This window comes from Pseudomonas sp. KH_046_2 (assembly GCF_057838985.1).
Genome location: NZ_CM174480.1, coordinates 1,537,408 through 1,554,965 on the forward strand (window position 1 = coordinate 1,537,408; position 17,558 = coordinate 1,554,965).

The window sequence follows — 17,558 nt, forward strand, 5'->3', positions numbered from 1 at the left end:
GTCCACCATCGCCCTAAGCGACGGGATCAGGAACCCGGCGGTCGGGATGCCCTTGTCGATGAGCTGCGCCGGCACTGGCGCTTGGATCAGTGCTTCGCACTCATCACAGACCCACTTGCCACGGATATGGCGCTCGACCGTAAAAACGCCAGGTGTGTAGTCCAGTTTTTCGCTGACATCTTCACCGATACGCTTGAGTGCGCAACCGCAAGGGCAGTGAGTGTTGTCCGGTTCGTGATGGATCAGCGTGCGTGGGAACTCCGGCGGCAACGCCGTGCGTTTAGGTTTTTGCTTTTTCTCGGTCGCAGGTGGAGCTGTTTGCAATGCCTGAAGCTCAGCCTCAATCGCCGCGATATCGGTATCGATCAAATCGTCCAGCAAGCTGGCCTGCTGCGGATTTAACTGTTCGCTACGCTTGGCAAACTTCAACCGCTTGAGCTGTGCAATCTCGTGGGTCAGCTTCTCGATAACCGTTTGGTCGCGGTGGATCTTTTTGCCCATTGTCTCGACTGTCTGATAGAGACTCTCCACACGCTGCATCAACTGCGCTGCCAGAGCGCGCAGTTGTTCAGGGCTTAGGTGGTCGAGATTGGGGAGCGAAGTCATGCCGCCGATTTTGCCAGAGTAGGCGAAAACCGACGACAGGCTGATCGGACAATTGCACGGCCAGGCGGGACAGTCTAGAACTCTGAGCGGCTTGTTCGCTTCTATGTATGCGTCCGGCCATCACGCCTTGGGGAGCGAAGTCATGGTGCCGATTTTGCCAGACCAGGCAATTCGCGGCGATAGACCGATAGGCTAATGGCAGCCGTTAAAGCAGTGTGATCGCACCGCCGGAGCCCGCGCGCTGCCATGGCAGGCCCAACACCAGGGCCTGGAGTTGCTCGGTATCCAACTCTATTTCAGAGCCATGGCGAATGCTTGGCCAGTGGAACTTACCTTGGTTCAACCGGCGAGCAGCCAGCCAGATGCCGAAGCCGTCATGCACCAGAACTTTCATACGAGTGGCGCGGCGGTTGGCGAACAGATAAGCACAGTGCGGCTTCGCCGCACCGAACACCGCGATCACTCTGGCCAACGCAGTCTCGGTGCCAGCTCGCATGTCCATCGGCTCGGTGGCGAGCCAGATGGAGTCGATGCGGATCATCGCAGCAGGTCTCGAAGAAAGGTCGCGCAGGCAGCAGCACTTTCGGTTGGCCAGTTCACTTTGACGGTGCCGCGCGGGTGCTGGATTTCAACGCAGATATTCGATGCTGCTGCGTGCGAATTTGCTACGGCCAGCTGCATGGGTAACGGAATGAATGCAGGTTGCAGCGCCGTGCTTTTCTGCGCTTGCACCCGAATCCATTTGTGTACGAGGTTTGCGTTGAGGCTATGGCTGAGCGCGATGCTGGCAATCGAAGCGCCGGGCTGGGCACACTCTTGAATGACCTGGGCTTTGAAGGACTTGGAGTAGGAACGGCGTTGTGGCTGCATGAAATACCCGCTTAAAAGGCTAGAACTGGTGCCCACTTAAATTTAAGTGCACACCATGTCCTGGCCTTGCGGGGCTGGGTAGATGACTTGGCCGGACGGATACTGCTCGGCGTTTACGCATAGTGCTTTAGTCGGCTACGAACATCTCTCTGGCGATTGCTCTCATAAAGGCTACTGCTCAAAGTGGTCCTCGCCATTGCGATTGTCTGGACAGGCGATGCGATTATGCCCTTGGCCAAAAATAAAAACTGAAGTGAAGTCAATAGGGGCGTAAGCCCCCTACCTCAGGATTAGCAAGGAGACTGTTTTGGCTCGTGCAACTGTGCAGCTGTGCTCAGGCTTGTTATTGCAACAGATAGCCCATCGGCTGGTCATCTTTGTCGAAGCAGAGAATGGTTTCGCAGTGGCCGCCTAGCTGATCGGCATTCGATTCGCTGATGTCGGGCAACCATTTACCCAGTTCTGCGATTGGAACCCTCTTCTCGTTGATGTAGCAGTCATCGTCCATGCGCGGGTTGCACCATGCACTTTTTACATCCGGCCATTCGGATTGGGGCGAGGTAGCTGGTGACTGTACAGCTGCTGCTTGAGTACCTCCTTTGTGTGCTTGCCAAGCTGCGTAGCCGCCTTCATAGCGCCCGTCAAACGTGGGGACGAGCTGATTATCAGGGACGCCAATATCCAGGTAGAACTGGTACAGGATAGAACCGGCTTTGGCGTATGACACCTGGTGAGAGGTATCGACCCGGTAGGCCACTGGCTTGCCGTCGGTGCTGATGCCGATGCGATACCAGATCGACAGCGCGAAGAAGGCATCCTGATTCCACTCACCTACCAATGTAGTGTTTGTCCGGCACTTACCGCGCAGACACGTACCACTTACTTGGTTGACATAGCGACGGTCCTGCTGGCGCTGGGCATCCCAGATGAGCACTTCGCGGGAGGTCTCCAGCCAGGTGCACTTGATCATAGGTTGACCGTTAAAGGATTTCTTGGCGATACACGGAATAGCTTCGGGAAGACCGTTGGTAGAGGTCTCGTCTGGGAAGGCGATGTTGCCCCATGCGTAATGATCCACGACGGCGTTTGCGTTGGCGCAGAAAGCGAGCAGAAGGATGCTGAGTATCCGTTTCATGGGTTCTCCAGTTTGTTGCTTTTGTTGAGGGCGAAATAAGAGCAGGCCGTTTAACGGCCGATGATGAAGGCAAACCCCGGCGTGTCGTGGGGCAATCAATGTCGCTTTCGGTAACTATCTGAGAGCTATTTCTTGTACGTGATCCTGAGCTTTTTATTGACGTAGTCTTTGAGGATTTCGTAGTCGGGGTTGTAAGTGACTAGCGCATGGCCCACACCTGCTACGGCCGTCAATGTTGCTATGGTCAATGTTGCAGGTGTTGTCAGGACGCTGAATACAGCACCAAGTGTGCCGCCCTGTACCACAGTACTTTTCACATCACTTGTGACTCGACACTTCAGTCCCAGACTGTCAATCTTGGTTTCGACAAGTTTAATACCTGCCATGAAATTGCCCCTGAGGCCATGGATCTCGAAGGACGCTTTGCTCTTCACGAGACCTTCAATCTGCGCTTCATTCAGACCTGTTACGACGATCATGGTTTTTTTGAGCTCCCTGCATGAGGTGGTGGATTAGCGAAAAAGTCGAATATCAACTTTTTGAGGTGAGTCTCGGTTTGAGAGGTCCTTCATGTCAACAGGTTGATAGCCAACTATCCAGGTTGAACTGGAGGGTGGCATGTCAAAAACCAAATCGAAGCTGCTGGCGGAGCTTGTCGGCCAAGCAATTGCTCGCCAGCGTGCGCGTTGCAAGCTGAGTCAGGAGCAGGTTGCGGAAAAGCTTGGGATTGGAAGCGAGGCCGTATCCCGTATCGAGCGTGGAATCGTCATGCCTAACATCGAGCGTTTGGTCGAATTGGCGGCAATTTTTTGTTGCGAAACAGCCGACCTGCTTACCGAGGGGAGTTCGCGCCCAGAGGACCAGACGCGCAGGCTCTATGACTTGCTCTCCAGGCTGGAGCCGCATGACCGCGACTTTGTCATGGACATGGTGGAGCGTCTTGTGACCAGACTTGATCACGACTGATTGGCTCAGTCACGTCGGTTGCTTTGTTCTTTCGCATGCCTCCTGTGTTACTGGTTCATCAAAAAGAGCGCCGCAGCGCAGGCATAAGACGTTGAACCCCGCGAAGTTATATTTGGCGACATCCTCGGCTACCCGCGATGCCGATCGATAGACGGGAGTAATGGCGGCCAACCCATGATGAGCAGGTGGCTGTCTGGCGCTTGGGGTGTTTTCATTCGCTTTCTGCGTTTCTCGCAACGCGCTGTCAGCCAAACCGACCAACAGGGCGATGCCCTTGGCTGTTTCTTGGGTCAGAACTGCCTGGAGTCGCAGATCAAACAGTGACGGAGCATGATTCACTCTCCTGTAAAGCGGCCGTGTGCATGGCCGCTGACGGTGATTTTGAGTATTTCAGGTGGGATAGCTCTGGCCGGGGGACAGTAGCGTCAGCAAGCGGCTCAGGATCCAGCAGGCCAGCACCACGGCCAGTAACAGCGGCGGGAAGCGCAACATGAGCAGAATGCTCAGCACCAGCGCCCCGGCGGCGGCAAGCGTGCCGACGAATATGAACAAGCAGAGCAAGAATCGCAGTAGTAACATGGAAGGTCTCCAAGAGTTTCTGCCTAGCCGATGTACTCAGCACAGACAGGTTTGAATTAGTGGGCCTGTTAGGCGAGAGCTTTCAGCTTGCTCGCCAGAGAGTTGGGAGCTGGCTGCGATTCACCGTGGCTAGAGTTGCTGGCGGGCTCCGAGTTTGCGAAGAACTCCTCGATCACGACGTGACTGTCCTCCTCACTATCTTCGAAGGCTCCGTTGCCGAAACCCCGACTAGCGGCGTCATCCAGTGCCGTTTGGTCGAAACCTGCTGCTTGTCTCTGTGTATCGAGCTCGCTCGCTTTCTGCAGCGCTTCGGTCATATCCATGCCATTGCGTACCGTGAGGTCGACGTAGAAGATCGGCGTTCCGTGGCTTTGCCTGGTGGATTTACCTCGCAGGCGCAGCTCCAGTGGCAGGCAAGCCAGCCGATTACCTGAGATGGCCTGGAAGTAATGCAGTCGAGCGGCCAGCGTGCGGATGCTGTTGAATCCGGTGGTGCGGAATACAAAGCTACCCAACGAATCTTCTTCACCGATGATCACATTCAGTCGTCCGTAAGGCTTGCAGGCACCGCCCTTGGCCAGTGGGCAGGCATCGGGCGAAGGGCAAGGCAGAGACTGTATGCCGTCCTGGGTAATGCGCTTGCAGGTTTCACCATTGCCGACGCACAACGGTCGCCCGGATTGCCGGTCGAACAGGGTGTAGTCGGCCCGGAAATTCAGTTCCGGTTCGTTGAACAATAGGCGTACAGGAATGCTGCGCAGCTTGTCTTCCTTACTCTGGCGCAGTTCGTCGTTGAGTGGGTGGAGCAGCCAGCCATCCCTGCTTTGCACCTGGGACGTGATGGTGAACTGATCATCTTTCTCCGGCAGGCGTTTACCGTTTTTCTCAACGACTTTGCCGATGGATATGCGTCCGAGCACGGGCGGCGTCAGGGCTAAGCCTTTCAACATGATGGTTCTCCTGGAAATGAAAAAAGGCCAGCCACGCAGCGCGAACTGCGTGGACTGGCCAAGGGGAGGGAAGTGAGGAATAGCGGAGTCAGTTGATCAGGAAGCGTCGGCTGCCTTCCTTCATCTTGATGTAGCGCGCCTGAAGATAGGGTTTGTCCTTCAGCATGCATTCGACATCGAGCACAGTGCTGTCTTTGGACTTTTTCCAGGTGATGAAGCCGTGACTGAAGTCGGCACGGGTAGCATCCCCCATGGCCTGCTGCAGCATTTGCTTGAGCTGGGCTTCACGAGTTTCTTTCTCCGCTATCGACTGACGTACCGCCTTCAGTTCGATATAGGTGGCGGTCAGTCCTGCAGATTTGCTGAGATCCAGCGTCTGGCCGTTGTCTTCCGGATAGAGCGCACGCAGAGCCATTTCAGCCGAGGCTGAGCCATCGGCAGGTGGTGGCGTGTCGGTCTCGACGTAGCGCCAGAACTTACGCTCCAGCTCGATCAGGCGAGCAATCATCTGCTCGTCCCGTTCGATGCGGTGGATCTCCAGCGTCTGGCCGCCCAGCAGCACGGCCACGTCCGCATTCTGCTTGCCGGTGACAGCGAGCTGGTGCATCACCTGTAGTTGCACATACTCGGGCACGCCTTCTTTCCAGAGGCGTGCGCCATTTATGCCGGCTGTCTTGCATTCGAGAATCTGCACATCGTCAGCACCGATCACCTCGCGGTCGATATTGGCCAGCATCCAGGGCAGCTCAGGATCAGGGTGCTGCAGCACGGCGTTGATGCGCCGCACCTTGTTCTTCGTGCGTTTGCTGTAATGCCAGGCCACGATGGGTTCCAGCACGTTGCCCCAGTACATCGGGCTTTCCTCATCGTGCGGATCGGCCTTCGGCAGTGTGGTGTCGCGTCCCGTTTTCTCCAGCCACAGTTCTAGCTGTGATTTATATGGATTGAGGCCAACGGCCGCGCCTGCATCCGAACTGCCGATGCCCTGCTTACGCACGGCCAGCCAATCTTCACGCGGTAATTCCTTGGTACTGATTAGGCGCAGCGCTGGGCGCGCCTTGCGGGTGCAGCTCAACGGAGTAGCTGTCATGGCATTCACCTTGCGGAAATAGAAACGCCCGACCAGCAACTACGCTGATCGGGCGTTATGGAGTTGAAGGAGGTAAGCGGTCAGGCGACCAGTTGCAGGGCGGTGTCCAGGGCACGTTGCTTGATCTGTGCTCCCTGGCCGAACCAAGCCGAGTCCATGCGGTACTCATTGCTGCGTGCACGACGCTCGTGATCGACAAACTCGGTCACGGAGTTAAGCAAGCCCCAGGCGGTGCCGCGTGCCGAGTCGAGCTGACTGCCCCGACCACGACCTTCGTACAGCTCCTGAACCTTGCGCAGAGCGCGTTCGTTGGGCAGTACCTCCGGCAGTGCGCCGGTTGGACTGGTCTCACACAGCACGGTCATGAAGAATTCCAGCGCCTCATGCCACTGCACCTTGCGCTCAGACAAGGCCCGAATGCGGTACATAAACTCATCCCACTGCGAGACGGCGATGCCGAGCTGCTTCTTCACTGCTTTCGGATCGAAGCGGGTGTTGTGCGGCACCTTGATCGCGCGGCTGGTGCCGTCCAGGGCGATGGTCAGGGTGTTGTTGCACACCACTCGCACGGTGGTTGGCGTTGCTGTGGTCGCCAGGGTGCCGTCGCAGGAAGTGGCGAGCAGCAGGTAGCCGTTGACCTGGTCGTTACCTTTCAGTGCAGCACCTTGACCAGTACGTGCCAGCGCCCAGAACTTGCGACCACCCTTGAGCACGCCAGCGGTTTCCAGCTCGTAGCCGGATACCTCAGTGAGATCCCGGTAGAACTCCAGCACTTCGCGGGGTTGAACGGTGTGATATCGCTGGGAAACTACCGACAGCGGTGCCTTGGTATCCGAACGGAACAAGACTTTCTGCTCGGGGAACGAGTGGATAGCACCCAGATGGCCGATGGCATCCGATTTGAAATGCACGGGGCTTTCCTGGATCTGCCAGTCCATACCGGCTTCGCGTTGCCAGATTTCGATGGGTTGTTTCTGAGTGAGCTGATTGCCCAGGCCATGCCACGGTGCAGCGCCAGCGTAGGCCATAGTTTCGACGAGATGAGCCATGGTGAGATTCCTTTGGGTGCAGGCCGGCATAAAGCGCCGCGCACAGCGCAGCACCGTCCGGATGAAATGGATAGAAATAGGTGGTGTGGCCAGATCAGGCGGGAAGGTTGAAGCGGTGACCGCAGAGCAGGCAGAGGTTGTGAGCTAAGACGTGACGGTCGAGCGTATCGCCTAACTGCGCGCCGAGCGCACAACCACCAACCCCGCCGGCCAGGCCTCCGAGGATGGCGCCTGATACATAGCCGAGCGTGATGCCGAAAGGCCCTGCGATAGTGCCAATCAGCGCACCTGCCTGACCGCCAGCCAGTGCAGCGCTGACGCCACGTGCAACACCGCCTACGGTGCCGATGGCCGCACCAACTTTCGTGGCTTGATGGAATGAAGCGACTTTAGGGGAGTGACAGCGGGGACACTGCGATGACATGGGATGAACCTTCTTGGTAGTGATGTCATTGCTGTTATGTAGAGTTGAGATTTTTTTGAATCGAATCAGTACGCGCCTTTGGGTGCGTGATTTGGTCGCTACGGCAGTGAACGCATCCAGCCGCTTGTATTGGACCGCAATTATGAAGAGTTGGGTCTGCTAAGCGAGGCGACACACATTGTCGTACCTACCTGGCAAGCTAGCGCCATTAGATAGCCGTAGGGCACCGCTATGCCAATCTCCCCGCGTCCGTTCACCCTTGTCTGTGCTCACTGCTCTTGGAAAAAAACGGTTCTGCCTCACAACGATTTGGCATCGCTCGGCCAAGCTGCGTTCATGCTTTGTCCTGAGTGTCATACCCCTTCACTGGAGGGGCGAGAGGCCAATCGTCATGAAATCCTCAGAACCCGCCTGGAGCAATTTCTTAGCCTCAACGATTGACGTTTCAAGATCGCGACACATCTTGTCGATCCACCTGAAAAATGATCAAAAAGACCTAGGAGATTACGATTATGAAAAACCTGTTTGCCGTCATCGGATTTTGTGTGGTTCTAAAAAAAAGCTGTGAACTGTATCGCGAGTACAGCGAAATGAAGCGCGATAGGGAAGGGCGTCAGTCTTCTCCCTCCTGAGTTGTGGGCGGAGTCTCAAGTTCCGCGCGGCGCTGTCGAAAGACTTAAGTCTTTTATTGAATACAATAGATGGCAAAACGCCATTTTAATCAGTAGCATCGACGCCAAATTGGCGCCGGCCTGCTGGCTATCAGTTGAACCATAGAACAAGGTAGTCACCATGTCCGAAGCGAAGGATACGCTGCTCAGGTTATTCGCATTGCTGCGCCTGATCCCCACAGAGCCGCAGCGTATTGCAACTCCGACCCTGCTCGAAAAGCTTCGCGATAGAGGGTTTTCCGTAACACTTCGCTCGGTTCAGCGCGATTTGAACCGGTTGTCGATGCCATTTTCGTTGCAATGCGACGATAGCGAGATCCCGTTTCGCTGGAGCTTCACACGGGATGCGCCGCTCAGATTGGAGGATATGGATGCATCCACCGCACTGGCCTTGTATCTGTCGGAAAGCCATCTGGCCACGCTGCTGCCACAGACTGTGCTAGACCAGCTCGGTCCACAATTTCGACGCGCACGTAATTTCCTAGGCGATCTCGGCCACAACGGATTGGCCGATTGGGCGCGACGAGTTCGTGCGATTCCCAATGGGAAAACCTTGCTGCCCGCTGCGATCGATCCCGAAGTCTGGGGGCAAGTGTCTGCCGTTTTGCTGGAGCACAGGCAATTGCAAGTGACCTATCAGAGTCGGAGCAAGGGCGAACTTAAACAGTTTCGCCTGCATCCGGCGGGCCTGGTATCGCGACATGCCATCAGCTACTTGCTGGCCTCTGTGGATGGCTATGGTGATTTGCGCCAGTTTGCCCTGCACCGTATTCAGCACGTTCGTGTACTCGATGAGCCGTCCGTGCTGCACGCCACCTTTGATGTGGACGATTACATCGCGAGCGGCATATTCAGCCATCGCCAAACCAACATTCGGGTGGAGCTGATCGCGGATGTTCATCCGCAGATTGCCGTCCTGCTCGGCGAGACTCCGCTGAGTCATGAGCAGACCTTGAGAGATATTCCCTCACATACCTGGAAGCGTCTGCGTGCCCAAGTTCCGCTGGATCGTGAAACGCTGTGGTGGATCTTTGGCCTGAACGACAACATCCGTGTGCATGGGCCGCAGGTTTGGGTCGATGAGATAAGCGCCAGGTTGCACAGTATGCAAAATCTCTACACGTCAACTGATCACGCGACATGAGCTGTCGCACTGCCGTGGAAGACTGCGGCCGATTAACCGCCAATGGATTAACGCTTATTGGGTGCCCAAGGCACCGAGCAATAGGGATAGAAGCTGATGACGCGCTCCACCGTTACGCCTACAAAATCCCGAAAAGCCGGGAATTCGGCGCCTGCTGGCACCGCCACGTTCGATGTGTTGGTGTTGGCCACGATGAGTGCAGGCAAAACGTCGTTCATCAACGCACTGATTGGCCAGGAACTGCTGCATACCGCCAATGAAGCCACCACTGCCTGCGTGACCCGTGTCGAGCATCGCCAGGGTGCCCGGCGATTCAGTGGTGCCTGCTATTGCTACAACGACACCGAATTAGCCTCCCAGCGTTCGCCGTCAGTAGCACTGCTGCGGGACTGGAACGCCAACGCCGAGGTCAAACGCATCAGCTTGGCCGGAACCTTCAAAGTGGTGCCGCGCCCGGCGCCTGGGTTGGTACTTCACGACACCCCAGGGCCGAACAACAGCCAGGATGAAAGCCATGCCAGACTGATGCTGGAGGCTATCCGCAATGTGTCGTTCAAGGCGCTTTGCTATGTGCTCAACGCCAGTCAACTGGGGACTCATGACGATCGGTTGTTGCTCGAACAGCTGCGCGAAGAACTCGCCGCCAAGCCTGCCCAGCCTATTTATTTCATCCTCAACAAAGTGGATTTGCTCGATCCGGAGAAGGGCGAAAGCATTGAAGGCTATGTGCACAACGCCCAGCGCTATTTGCGCGATATCGGTTTTGAGCAGCCGATCATCATTCCGACAATGGCCAGTGCAGCGCTGTACGCTCGCAAGGCCCTGAGTGCCGAAACACTGACGCGCGCACAGCGTTCCAAGTTGCGCCAAGTTCTCGATGACCTAGACGCCAACAAGCGTGCCTTGCTCAATGCCACTGTCGCGCCAGACCTGATCAAGCGCCGCGTCGGCAAGGCGCTCTACAACCTCGAACGCAAACAGCGGGACAAGGAACCAGATACCCGGGCCTACGATAAAAACCAATTGCACCAACTGGTCACCATCAGCGGGCTTAAAACCATTGAAGCCCTTATCAATCATCAACGCCGCTTAGATGAGCAACCATGAATACTATTGAAATCATCCATAACCCCTTCATCGTCGAGACGCAGTTTCTGATCAGTGGCCAGCCGCCGGCTGAGGGCTGCAAGCTGTCGAGCTATAAAGAATCGCGGCTGCAAGTGTGGATCGAGAAGCTGTTTGATGAGTTGAGCCAGTTGTTCAACGGCGACAATAACTATGAGGTCACTTTCAGAGGGGTCGAGTCGGATTACCTGGACGTGGTTGATGCTGCGAAAGTTGCGACGGACAAAGGAATGCAGGTCACGCTGCAGTTTATCGAAGCGGACCCGGCCGAAGAGCGGCTGACTCGTATTCGTGCGTTGATGGAAGAGGCCAAGCTTCATCCTGAATTTGAGCATTTCATTCGGGACAATGCCGACGTCAGCCAATCCTTTGAAGAAGCGTTCAACAAAGATTTCGACGTGTATGTGGTTGCGACCATGTCCTCGGGAAAGTCGACGCTGATTAACGCCATGCTTGGCCAGGACCTGCTGCCGGCGGCCAACGAAGCCACGACCGCGACCATTGCCCGGATCACCGACAACGCATCTATGGGCCAGCGCTTCGCCGCCCAACGCGTGACCAATGATCACCGCGTTGCGGAAAACAGCGATGACGTGAGCCTGGAAGTGCTGCAGGCATGGAACAACCTGCCCGATACGATGCGCATTGATATCGAGGGCAAAATTCACGCGATTCAAGACCGCGACAGTGTACGCCTGGTACTGACCGACACGCCCGGCCCGAACAACAGCCAGGATGAAAAGCACCAGCTCAAAACCATGAGCTTCATTCAGGACTCGCAGCGCAACCCGCTGATTCTGTATGTGCTCAATGCCAGCCAGTTGGGTACCAACGACGACAAAAACCTGTTGGGACTGGTCGCCGAAACCATGCGCAAGGGTGGCAAGCAGAGCAAGGATCGGTTCATTTTCGTCATCAACAAGATGGATGTGTTCGACCCGGAGAAAGGCGAGGACCTGCCGTCTGTGCTGGCCCGCGTCAAAAACTATCTGGTTGAAAACGGGATCTTCAATCCGCTGATCTACCCGGTGTCGGCCAACCTGACGCGGCTGCTGCGCAAGCCCCAGCACTTGCATTCACGCAAGGAACGCGGCGAGTTGAACTCCATGATGGACATGTTCGGTGAAGAGCCGAGCATGAACTTGCTGCAATACATGCCGATTACCGAGCGGGTCAAACGTAGCCTGCAAGAGAAGCAACTTCCCGAGATCGTGCTGAGCAGCGGCTTGCCGGCGGTCGAGGCGATGATTGACGAGTACATCGACAAGTACAACTTCCCGCATCGGGTCAAGCGCGCCTATGACGCGATGATCAAAGCCATTGCGGTCGGACTCAACGAAACGCAACTGATCGAGCAACTGGATCAGGACGAGAAGACGCTGGCGCATATCAATGAAGAGATCCAGGCGCTGGAATATCGGCAGGAGAAGGGGTTCGATACACAGGCCTATAAGGACAAGATCGCGCGTGAAGGGAAAGCTTTGCCCCGGGCCACTGAGGATGAACTAGCGACCCTGGAAAATTCTGCTGGCAAGTATCTTAGATCGGTCAGTGAGCGTTTTATCGGAGCGGTTGAACCGCGCATCGCTGAAATGCGGGTCAAGGAAGTTGAAGAGGAACTTCAGTTCCAGTACCGAAAACTCATCAATGCGTATGAGGCCGTGTTCATCAGCAGCCAGAAAATCATTCGCGATGACCTTGAAGGCGAATACCAGCGCTATATCGTTGATCTGTTCAAGGACTGCCAACATTTGAAGTTGCCCATCCTGGACAGCCTTCAAAAAGCTGCGGGTGATATTTCATTCAATCTCACCATCAAGAGTCATGAGGTCCAGACCAAAGAAGTGGTGGTGGGCAGCTACGAAGTCAGTGACAGCAGTTGGTACAACCCATTCTCGTGGGGGTCTACCCGCACGGTTTACAAATATGGCGAAGAAAAGTCTGTTGACCTTGGCGAGCTCTGGAAAGAGCGCAGCACTCGTATTGACTCTGAGTTTGCTCGATTGGTAGTGGCCGCTCGTACTGAAATCGACAATGGCAAGACCGTCCTGATTGATCAGTTCATGGCTTTTATGGGGCGTGAGTTCGAAACCAAGTTCAATGAGTTGATTGACTCACTCAAAGAAAAAATGACGGATCGCGACGTTCGTAAACAAGCCCTCGAAGAGGCACGTGAGCTGCAAGCGTGGATCAATCAATTCAAAGAAAAACTCGACGAAACCCTCGCCGTTTGACTTCGGAGCTTCTATGACGACTAACGCCACAATGATTGGAAAAGTCCGTGAGCAGTTTTTGACGGCGCTCGATGACACGCAGGTCAGCACCGAGCTGTTGAAGCAGTTGGTGGATGCCGCGCAACAGTCTCCGGGGGTGATGGACACTCACGAGGTGAATGGCATTACTCGCGCCATTGATGTGGACCCCGTGAGTTGGAACCCGGACTATTTCAGTCGGCAAAAGTTTTTCGCTACCCGCAACTTCTCCAAGGAGCGACTGGAACATCTGATCCAGGTCCGCGACGTGTTTCGTCAACGAAACGAAAAGGGATTTACACCTACCGTTGCCGCTTCACATGCGAGAAAAGCTCCGATGAACAGTGCGTCCTTCGATTACCAGCCTTCCAGCAACCTCAAGAAGTTTGTCGACGAAGGCGACTTATTGACGATTCGAACTGCGTTGCGCCTGGAGCTCAACGATCGTCGTCTGGATGGCGCCGAATTGCACGGGGCGCTGCCGTGGGCCAAAGACAATGTTCCCGGGATCTTCGAGGTCTTTTCAGAGGGGGCATTCGCGCGTGAGCTTTTGTCAGATCAGAACCAATGGACCGAGGACTATTACGATCTACAGGTCACTTATCTGAAAACCAACTTCTCAGAAAAGCGCTTTGTGCACTTGATCGAGGTACGCGAGTTATTGCGCAACAGCGCTGTTGAGGGCTTTGCTTCGACCAAGGCGGCAGCGCCCAAAACAGCCTCCGGCACACGCTCCGCTGCCCCAGCAGCACAAGCGTCAAGGGCCAACTCCTGCCAGCCCATTTCCGATAGCGCACCGGAACGCAACCCAGCCTTCAAAGCCGCGCTGCTGATTGGCGGCGCGATTGCAGCCGTGGTGGTGTTCCTCGTGGCATTGGTTCGGTGAGCTTATGACAACTTCAATGCTGACTCGCACCGCTGTGCAGGATATTCGTGATAACGCCGGCCTGACCCTTGAGGCTGGGCGTGCACTGATTAATCGTAGCTACCTGTCGGAACTGGAGCGTTATCCGGTCCATGCCTTTGCCGAGAAAGGGCTTCGGTTCAATGCCGCCAGTGACGTGCGGATTTTCCGCGTCGAGCGCATCGTCCAGGACAATAAGCAATCAGTACTGGAAAGCACCACGGCCGCTTACACCGCCCTGGGTGCGGCGGGTTACTCGGTTTTCCTAATATTGCGCTCCAACGGTATCGAAACCGACCTTTACATCGGTACCCGGGGTGAACCCGGCAAAACCCTCGGGCACAGTTCCGGCGAGTTGCTGCGGGAGACCTTCAAGGGGCACTTCTCAGGCAGTTCGTTAGTGCCGCTGCAGCAACAGGAGGCCGACGTCTTGCTGGGCGCGATCCAGGCCGAAAAGGCCAACCCGTCGGCGAGCATCACTGCGGTCACGGGTGTGCCGGCCCTGTCGACGGAGAACCGCGAGCACTTCATGCAAGGGCTCGAGCGTTTTATCGACGCGGCTGAGCGCAGGGTGTATCACGCGATCATCCTCGCCGAGCCGGTGTCGTCGCAAAACCTTGATCTGATCCGCGCCGGCTATGAGCAAGTGGCTACGCAACTGTCGCCACTGCTCAAGCAGCAACTGTCGTTCGGCGAACAGGACAGCGACAGCGTCGGCCTGAGTATCAGTCAAGGCTTGAGCGACTCCCTCGGGCACAGTCTTGGGCTGACCGAAACCAAGGGAACCTCGACCACACTGGGGACGTCAACCACGGAAACGACCGGTACCAGCGAGTCGTTCAGTGCGCAGACCATCACTTCCAAGGTTGCTGCTGTTGGCGCCAATTTATTGGGCAAGGCTGTGGCAACGCTGTTCAATGAACAACGCACCACCGGTACCAGCCATTCCACCTCTACCGGTCACAGCGAAAGCCACGGCACCTCCTTCAGCGAGGCCGCGTCGAAAACCACTTCGACCACGCATACCACCAGCAGCACCGACACTCATTCGTTGAACAAAACCACGGGCTCTAATCGGCAGATCTCGATTGAGACCCTGGACAAGACCATCGAGCAGTTGCTGAGCAAGATCGATCACCACCTTGAGCGCATTGACGAGGCCAAGACGTATGGCGGTTGGAATTCGGCGGCGTATTTCGTCGGTGATAGCACCGCGTCGTCAGAATCGCTGGCGAGCATCTTTCTCGGGCTGGTGCGGGGCAGCAAGTCCAGTCATGAAGACTTCGCCTTAACCACCTGGAAATCCGCCAACAAGTCCGCCGTGCTGGATTGGCTCAGCGCGTTCAGCCACCCGCAATTGAAACCGGGGTTCTCGAAAAAGATCCCGATCAGCTACCTCACGCCCGCCACGCTGGTGTCCGGTAAGGAGATGGCGATCCAGCTGAGCCTGCCCCGTCGCTCCACCTCCACGGTGGCCGTGCTGGAAACCCAGGCGTTCGGCCGCAAGGTGCAGCGCCTGGATGGTCACAGTAGTGAGCTGGGCAAGGGGAAGACACTGACCTTGGGCAACATCCGCCACTTGTGGGAAAACCTGCCGCAAAAGATCGAGTTGAGCCTCGATCAGTTGGCTAGCCATGTGTTTGTCAGTGGTTCGACCGGCGCCGGCAAAAGCAACACGCTGTATGAAATGCTCAGCCAAATCAGCGCTGCCGGTGTGCCGTTTTTGGTGATCGAACCGGCCAAGGGCGAGTACAAGCACGTCTTCGGCCATCGCGATGACGTCAGTGTATTTGGTACGCATCCAGCGCACAGCGACTTGCTGCGCATCAACCCGTTCCGTTTTCCGTTGGCCATTCATGTGCTGGAGCATGTTGATCGCCTCGTAGAGATCTTCAACGTCTGCTGGCCGATGTATGCCGCAATGCCCGCAGTACTCAAAGAGGCGATTCTGCAGGCGTATCAGCAGTGTGGTTGGGACTTGGACCTGTCGACCAACCGTTACAGCGATGCGTTGTTTCCTACGTTCAGTGATCTGCTCAGTACCCTGCAAAGCGTGATTGAGGCCTCTGCGTATTCCCAGGAACTCAAAGGTAACTACATTGGCTCGTTGTCCACGCGGATCAAATCCCTGACAAATGGCTTGAATGGGCAAATTTTTACCGCCAACGAAATCGACAGCGCAGTACTCTTTGATCAGAGTGCAATCGTTGACCTCAGCCGCATCGGTTCATCCGAGACCAAGGCCCTGATCATGGGGATCCTGGTGATGCGCCTGAGTGAACACCGAATGGCCGGTGGTGGCATGAACCAGCCGCTGCGCCACGTCACGGTCCTTGAAGAGGCGCATAACATCCTCAAGCGCAGCCCTTCCGAAGGCGGCGCTGAAGGGGCGAGCGTGGTAGGTAAGTCGGTGGAGATGCTGACTAACGCCATCGCCGAAATGCGTACCTATGGTGAAGGTTTCATCATTGCCGATCAGTCGCCCCATGCGGTGGATATCGCCGCGATTCGCAATACCAACACCAAAATCATCATGCGTCTCCCGGATGAAATGGACCGTCGTTTAATCGGCAAGTCGGTGGCATTGCGTGATGATCAACTTGAAGAGATCGCCAAATTACCCAAAGGCGTGGCAATTGTTTATCAGAACGACTGGCTGGAACCGGTGTTATGTCAGGTGAAGAAATTCGCCGGTCACGAGACGCCCTATGTGTACACGGCCGATGACACGCGCGCAGTGCGTAGCCAGAATTTCAACCAGCAGGTGCTCAACCTGCTGCTGAGCAACCGTATACGCACGCCAGTCGCCTTGGATTTAGCGTTGCTGGAACACGGGTTGTGTGAATTGCCGTTGCTGGCTCGCAGCAAAATCGCGCTGTTCGAAGTGCTCAATGCCTGCAAAGAAGAGAAGCTGTCGGCGTTGTGCAAGCCCGAGGCATTTGCCTTCGCTGCACAGTTGGTGGTCGATGTGCTCGGTTGTCGGCAGCAGGTTCAGCAGATAATTCAAACGGCGACCGACTACGGGCAACTAAGCAATCAACTTGACCTATTACTCCACGAGCGAGCGACAGGCTTGAGCGCTGAACTGACCTTGGCTAGCCAGCAGTGTCTGATGAAGGACTACAGCCTGCAGCACGAGAGTCATATCGATATTTATTCCGCGTGGCGTGCGCGCCTCGAAACTGGGAGTGTTCTGTGAACTTTGAAAATTTCTTTGCTGAGAAATCCGAGGTTCCGTCCAGTCTGGCGTTATTGGCCCGTGAAATGCCGGACCGCTGCCTTATCGTTGTCGAGCTCGATCGACCTATCGTGCTCACCCAGGAAACTCGTCTGGAACTTCCGGAAATGTCGCCGGAAACACGTGAGCGGCTTGAGCTGCTGGGCGTTCCGAAAGAGGTTCTGGATGCCATAGGCAGTGAGGCCGAAGCGAAGATCTATGAAAATGCCAATCTTGAGCCAGCCGAGGTCAACGGCAAGGATGCACTGATTCGTACCGACATCGATTACGATCAAAAAGATGCCATGGGCACCACTAACCTGGATCGGATGAAGTCGGGAAGGGCTCCGCTGGATGCCAATGGAAGGCCGATCGAGTTACATCACATTGGCCAGAAACAGGACTCGCCATTGGCAGAGTTGACCAGCGCTGAGCACCGTGGCAACGGAAACGACAACGTGCTGCACAACAAGCAGAAGGAGTCCGAGATCAATCGTGAAGACTTCGATAAAGAGCGAAAAGACTACTGGAAGGCGCGAGCCGAACAGATTGAGAATCAGCGCTGAGGGCGAATCT

The 17,558-nt window shown here is 55.9% G+C and carries 17 protein-coding genes and 1 pseudogene; 7 read left to right on the forward strand and 11 right to left on the reverse strand.

The annotated features are described in order from the left end of the window. Window positions 1-27: 27 nt before the first annotated feature. The 5 genes and pseudogenes from AC3IX1_RS06990 to AC3IX1_RS07010 form a co-directional block, all read right to left on the reverse strand. Window positions 28-606, reverse strand: a pseudogene (locus tag AC3IX1_RS06990) (transposase); the annotation flags it as partial. Window positions 607-811: 205 nt separating this feature from the next. Beyond that, a complete protein-coding gene (tnpB, locus tag AC3IX1_RS06995; RefSeq protein ID WP_191892900.1) occupies window positions 812-1,147 on the reverse strand; it encodes an IS66 family insertion sequence element accessory protein TnpB in 336 nt (111 codons plus the stop codon). Beyond that, complete coding sequence (gene tnpA / locus AC3IX1_RS07000; protein WP_489387632.1) at window positions 1,144-1,512, reverse strand: IS66-like element accessory protein TnpA; 369 nt, start codon at window positions 1,510-1,512, stop codon at window positions 1,144-1,146. Before tnpA ends, tnpB begins: the two co-directional genes overlap by 4 nt. A gap of 307 nt (window positions 1,513-1,819) precedes the next feature. After that, window positions 1,820-2,611 carry a hypothetical protein gene (locus AC3IX1_RS07005; RefSeq protein WP_489387633.1) on the reverse strand — a complete coding sequence of 264 codons (792 nt, stop codon included), beginning with the start codon at window positions 2,609-2,611 and terminating at the stop codon, window positions 1,820-1,822. Between the two features lie 125 nt (window positions 2,612-2,736). Then, window positions 2,737-3,090, reverse strand: coding sequence for a hypothetical protein (locus AC3IX1_RS07010; protein WP_489387634.1), 354 nt, complete (start codon window positions 3,088-3,090; stop codon window positions 2,737-2,739). 139 nt (window positions 3,091-3,229) lie between these two features. Here AC3IX1_RS07010 and AC3IX1_RS07015 point away from each other — a divergent pair, with 139 nt between their 5' ends. Then, the gene (locus AC3IX1_RS07015; RefSeq protein ID WP_489387635.1) at window positions 3,230-3,577 is read left to right on the forward strand and encodes a helix-turn-helix domain-containing protein; all 348 of its coding nucleotides are present in this window, start codon (window positions 3,230-3,232) and stop codon (window positions 3,575-3,577) included. 9 nt (window positions 3,578-3,586) lie between these two features. Here AC3IX1_RS07015 and AC3IX1_RS07020 read toward each other — a convergent pair whose 3' ends face one another. The 6 genes from AC3IX1_RS07020 to AC3IX1_RS07045 all read right to left on the reverse strand — a co-directional run bounded on the left by AC3IX1_RS07020 (window position 3,587) and on the right by AC3IX1_RS07045 (window position 7,669). Then, complete coding sequence (locus tag AC3IX1_RS07020) at window positions 3,587-3,916, reverse strand: hypothetical protein (RefSeq protein ID WP_489387636.1); 330 nt, start codon at window positions 3,914-3,916, stop codon at window positions 3,587-3,589. Between the two features lie 51 nt (window positions 3,917-3,967). Next, window positions 3,968-4,156, reverse strand: coding sequence for a hypothetical protein (locus tag AC3IX1_RS07025; RefSeq protein ID WP_489387637.1), 189 nt, complete (start codon window positions 4,154-4,156; stop codon window positions 3,968-3,970). A 68-nt stretch (window positions 4,157-4,224) separates the two neighbouring features. After that, complete coding sequence (locus AC3IX1_RS07030) at window positions 4,225-5,106, reverse strand: recombination directionality factor (protein ID WP_489387638.1); 882 nt, start codon at window positions 5,104-5,106, stop codon at window positions 4,225-4,227. A gap of 88 nt (window positions 5,107-5,194) precedes the next feature. Then, window positions 5,195-6,196, reverse strand: a complete 1,002-nt coding sequence (locus tag AC3IX1_RS07035; protein ID WP_489387639.1) for a YqaJ viral recombinase family nuclease — start codon at window positions 6,194-6,196, stop codon at window positions 5,195-5,197. A gap of 80 nt (window positions 6,197-6,276) precedes the next feature. Continuing rightward, window positions 6,277-7,245, reverse strand: a complete 969-nt coding sequence (locus tag AC3IX1_RS07040) for a DUF932 domain-containing protein (RefSeq protein ID WP_489387640.1) — start codon at window positions 7,243-7,245, stop codon at window positions 6,277-6,279. Between the two features lie 94 nt (window positions 7,246-7,339). Further along, the gene (locus AC3IX1_RS07045) at window positions 7,340-7,669 is read right to left on the reverse strand and encodes a hypothetical protein (protein ID WP_489387641.1); all 330 of its coding nucleotides are present in this window, start codon (window positions 7,667-7,669) and stop codon (window positions 7,340-7,342) included. Window positions 7,670-8,461: 792 nt separating this feature from the next. Between AC3IX1_RS07045 and AC3IX1_RS07050 the strand changes: the two genes are divergently transcribed. From AC3IX1_RS07050 to AC3IX1_RS07075, 6 genes are all read left to right on the forward strand, one after another. Further along, complete coding sequence (locus AC3IX1_RS07050; protein WP_489387642.1) at window positions 8,462-9,484, forward strand: helix-turn-helix transcriptional regulator; 1,023 nt, start codon at window positions 8,462-8,464, stop codon at window positions 9,482-9,484. Between the two features lie 96 nt (window positions 9,485-9,580). After that, a complete protein-coding gene (locus AC3IX1_RS07055) occupies window positions 9,581-10,591 on the forward strand; it encodes a dynamin family protein (RefSeq protein ID WP_489387643.1) in 1,011 nt (336 codons plus the stop codon). Next, window positions 10,588-12,843 (forward strand): dynamin family protein, encoded by a 2,256-nt coding sequence (locus AC3IX1_RS07060; protein WP_489387644.1) that lies wholly within the window; start codon window positions 10,588-10,590, stop codon window positions 12,841-12,843. Before AC3IX1_RS07055 ends, AC3IX1_RS07060 begins: the two co-directional genes overlap by 4 nt. A 13-nt stretch (window positions 12,844-12,856) precedes the next feature. Next, complete coding sequence (locus AC3IX1_RS07065) at window positions 12,857-13,747, forward strand: hypothetical protein (RefSeq protein WP_489387645.1); 891 nt, start codon at window positions 12,857-12,859, stop codon at window positions 13,745-13,747. A gap of 16 nt (window positions 13,748-13,763) precedes the next feature. Next, the gene (locus AC3IX1_RS07070; RefSeq protein WP_489387646.1) at window positions 13,764-16,964 is read left to right on the forward strand and encodes an ATP-binding protein; all 3,201 of its coding nucleotides are present in this window, start codon (window positions 13,764-13,766) and stop codon (window positions 16,962-16,964) included. Beyond that, window positions 16,961-17,548 (forward strand): HNH/ENDO VII family nuclease, encoded by a 588-nt coding sequence (locus AC3IX1_RS07075; RefSeq protein WP_489387647.1) that lies wholly within the window; start codon window positions 16,961-16,963, stop codon window positions 17,546-17,548. Before AC3IX1_RS07070 ends, AC3IX1_RS07075 begins: the two co-directional genes overlap by 4 nt. Window positions 17,549-17,558 lie beyond the last annotated feature (10 nt).

Coding starts and splice junctions, on each gene's coding strand:
- AC3IX1_RS07015 (WP_489387635.1), top strand. CDS start 3,230: ATGTCAAAAACCAAATCGAAGCTGCTGGCGGAGCTTGTCGGCCAAGCA.
- AC3IX1_RS07040 (WP_489387640.1), bottom strand. CDS start 7,245: ATGGCTCATCTCGTCGAAACTATGGCCTACGCTGGCGCTGCACCGTGG.
- AC3IX1_RS07060 (WP_489387644.1), top strand. CDS start 10,588: ATGAATACTATTGAAATCATCCATAACCCCTTCATCGTCGAGACGCAG.
- AC3IX1_RS07045 (WP_489387641.1), bottom strand. CDS start 7,669: ATGTCATCGCAGTGTCCCCGCTGTCACTCCCCTAAAGTCGCTTCATTC.
- AC3IX1_RS07030 (WP_489387638.1), bottom strand. CDS start 5,106: ATGTTGAAAGGCTTAGCCCTGACGCCGCCCGTGCTCGGACGCATATCC.
- AC3IX1_RS07050 (WP_489387642.1), top strand. CDS start 8,462: ATGTCCGAAGCGAAGGATACGCTGCTCAGGTTATTCGCATTGCTGCGC.
- AC3IX1_RS07055 (WP_489387643.1), top strand. CDS start 9,581: ATGACGCGCTCCACCGTTACGCCTACAAAATCCCGAAAAGCCGGGAAT.
- AC3IX1_RS07035 (WP_489387639.1), bottom strand. CDS start 6,196: ATGACAGCTACTCCGTTGAGCTGCACCCGCAAGGCGCGCCCAGCGCTG.
- AC3IX1_RS07010 (WP_489387634.1), bottom strand. CDS start 3,090: ATGATCGTCGTAACAGGTCTGAATGAAGCGCAGATTGAAGGTCTCGTG.
- AC3IX1_RS07025 (WP_489387637.1), bottom strand. CDS start 4,156: ATGTTACTACTGCGATTCTTGCTCTGCTTGTTCATATTCGTCGGCACG.
- AC3IX1_RS07065 (WP_489387645.1), top strand. CDS start 12,857: ATGACGACTAACGCCACAATGATTGGAAAAGTCCGTGAGCAGTTTTTG.
- tnpB (WP_191892900.1), bottom strand. CDS start 1,147: ATGATCCGCATCGACTCCATCTGGCTCGCCACCGAGCCGATGGACATG.
- AC3IX1_RS07070 (WP_489387646.1), top strand. CDS start 13,764: ATGCTGACTCGCACCGCTGTGCAGGATATTCGTGATAACGCCGGCCTG.
- AC3IX1_RS07005 (WP_489387633.1), bottom strand. CDS start 2,611: ATGAAACGGATACTCAGCATCCTTCTGCTCGCTTTCTGCGCCAACGCA.